The organism is Kitasatospora sp. NPDC001095 (genome assembly GCF_053598615.1).
Map to the genome: position 1 here is coordinate 1 of NZ_JBSFKQ010000129.1, position 2,861 is coordinate 2,861.

At 73.1% G+C, this 2,861-nt stretch carries 1 protein-coding gene; it reads left to right on the top strand.

Features of this window, described 5'->3' with window-relative positions; all coding sequences use genetic code 11:
* The coding region (locus tag ACWDBB_RS36090) for a type I polyketide synthase (protein ID WP_449793634.1) at positions 1-2,861 on the top strand (2,861 nt) is incomplete at both ends.

Sequence of the window (2,861 nt, forward strand, 5' to 3'; positions counted from 1 at the left end):
GCCGTGCAGGCGCTGCGCAGCGGTGAGTGCTCGATGGCGCTGGCCGGTGGTGTGGTCGTGATGTCCACCCCGGGCACCTTCGTGGAGTTCAGCCGGCAGCGCGGCCTGGCGACGGACGGCCGCTGCAAGGCCTTCGCCGCCGCCGCCGACGGCACCGGCTGGGGCGAGGGCGCGGGCGTCCTGCTGCTGGAGCGCCTGTCGGACGCCCAGCGCAACGGGCACCCGGTGCTCGCGGTCGTGCGCGGTTCGGCGATCAACCAGGACGGTGCCAGCAACGGCCTGACCGCCCCCAACGGTCCGTCCCAGCAGCGGGTCATCCGCGCGGCGCTGGCCAGCGCCGGGCTGTCCGCCGGCGAGGTGGACGCGGTCGAGGCGCACGGCACGGGCACCCGACTGGGTGACCCGATCGAGGCCCAGGCCCTGCTCGCCACCTACGGCCAGGAACGCACCGAAGAGCCGCTCTGGCTGGGATCGTTGAAGTCCAACATCGGCCACACCCAGGCCGCCGCCGGCGTCGCCGGGATCATCAAGATGGTCATGGCGATGCGGGAGGGGCTGCTGCCGCAGACCCTGCACGTGGACGAGCCGACCCCCGAGGTCGACTGGGCCTCGGGCGCGGTCGAGCTGCTCACGGAGGCCCGGCCGTGGCCCGAGACCGGCGCGCCGCGCCGGGCGGGCGTGTCGTCCTTCGGCATGAGCGGCACCAACGCGCACGTCATCATCGAGCAGGCCCCGGCGGCGGTCGAGGCGCCGCAGGCCGCGGCCCCGGCCGACGAGGCCGGTCCGGTGGCGCCGTGGGTGCTGTCGGCGGGCAGCCCGGAGGCGCTCCGGGCGCAGGCCAGCCGACTGCTGGCCGTGCTGGACGAGGGCGGCGACCTGTCGCCGGCCGAGGTCGGCTTCTCGCTGGCCACCACGCGTGCCGCGCTGGAGCACCGGGCCGCGGTGGTCGCGGAGGACCTCGCCTCGTTCCGGGGCGGTCTGGCGGCGTTGGCCGAGGGTCGCTCCGCTGCCGGGCTGATCACGGGTACGGCGGGTGCCGGGCGGACGGCGTTCCTGTTCACGGGGCAGGGAAGCCAGCGTCCGGGCATGGGGCGTGAGCTGTACGACGCCTTCCCGGTGTTCGCGGACGCGTTCGACGCGGTCTGCGCGAGGGTCGAACTGCCGCTGCGGGAGGCGGTGTTCGGGGAGGACGCGGACGTTCTGGCCCGTACGGAGTTCACCCAGGTGGCGCTGTTCGCGGTGGAGACCGCGCTGTTCCGTCTGTTCGAGAGCTGGGGGGTGCGCCCGGACTTCCTGGTGGGCCACTCGATCGGTGAGCTGGCGGCCGCGCATGTCGCGGGTGTGCTGTCGCTGGACGACGCGGTGGCGCTGGTGTCCGCTCGCGGCCGGCTGATGCAGGCGCTGCCCGAGGGCGGCGCGATGGTGGCGGTCAAGGCCTCCGAGGCCGACGTCCTGCCACTGCTGACCGAGAACGTGAGCATCGCCGCCGTCAACGGCCCGACCTCCGTGGTGATTTCGGGCGATGAGTCCGAAGTCCTGGCCATCGCCGACCAGTTCGAGAAGTCGAAGCGTCTCCATGTCTCGCATGCCTTCCACTCGCCCTTGATGGACGGGATGTTGGACGACTTCCGCCAGGTGGCGGAGGGCCTGACCTACTCGGCGCCGCAGATCGCGGTGGTGTCCAATGTGACCGGCGCCCTGGCCGCCGCCGAGGAGTTGTGCTCGCCCGAGTACTGGGTGCAGCACGTGCGCCGGGCGGTCCGCTTCGCCGACGGCATGCGGGCCCTCGAAGCCGAGGGTGTCACCACGTACCTGGAGCTTGGCCCGGACGGTGTGCTGTCGGCCATGGGCCAGGAGTGCGTGGAGCAGGGTGTGTTCACTCCGGCTCTGCGTGCTGAGCGTTCGGAGGCGCAGACCGCGCTGACGGCGCTTGCGACTGTTCACGTCCATGGTGTCGCTGTGGACTGGAGGGGTGTGTTCGCTGGTGCGGGTGTGCGCCGGGTCGAGCTGCCGACGTATGCCTTCCAGCGTCAGCGTTACTGGCCGCAGGCCGCCGAGCGTGAGGTCGTGTCGGAGGGTGCGGTCGCGCTGAGTGCGGCCGAGGCGCGGTTCTGGGATGCGGTTGACGCGGGGGATCTGGACACGTTCCTGTCGACGCTCGATGTGCGTCGGGAGGACAGTGCGGACGCGCTGTTGCCCGCGCTGTCGTCCTGGCGTCGCAGGCGGCAGGAGGAGTCGGCGGCCGAGGGCTGGCGCTACCGGGTGACGTGGAAGCCGGTTGCGGGTGTCGGTGGGCAGCCGGCCGTCCTGGGCGGGACCTGGCTGGTGCTGGTCCCGGCCGGTGTCGAGTCGGCGGGTGTGGTTGCCGCGCTGTCCGGGCACGGTGGCGTTGTTCTGCCGGTGGAGATCGGCGCGGGTGTGCCGGACCGGGAGGAGCTGGCCGCCCGTATCGGCCTGGCCGTGGCCGAGGTCGAGGATCTGGTCGGTGCCGTCGTCGTGGCGGACACCGTGCTGTCGACGCTGGTCACGGTTCAGGCGCTCGCCGACGCGGGCGTCGAGGCCCCGCTCTGGCTGCTGACCAACGGCGCCGTGTCGACGGGTCGTGCGGATGTGCTGCGTGATGCGGCGCAGGCGCAGGTCTGGGGTCTGGGTCGAGTGGTCGGCCTGGAGCACCCGCAGGGCTGGGGCGGTCTGGTCGATCTGCCCGAGGTGCTGGACGAGCGGGCCCGGGGCCGACTGGCCGCCGTGCTCGCCGGCCTCGGCGACGAGGACCAGGTCGCGGTTCGGGCGAGCGGTGTGTTCGTGCGCCGGCTGGTCCGGGTGCAGGGTGCTGCCTCGGCGTGGGCGCCGCGTGGCACTGT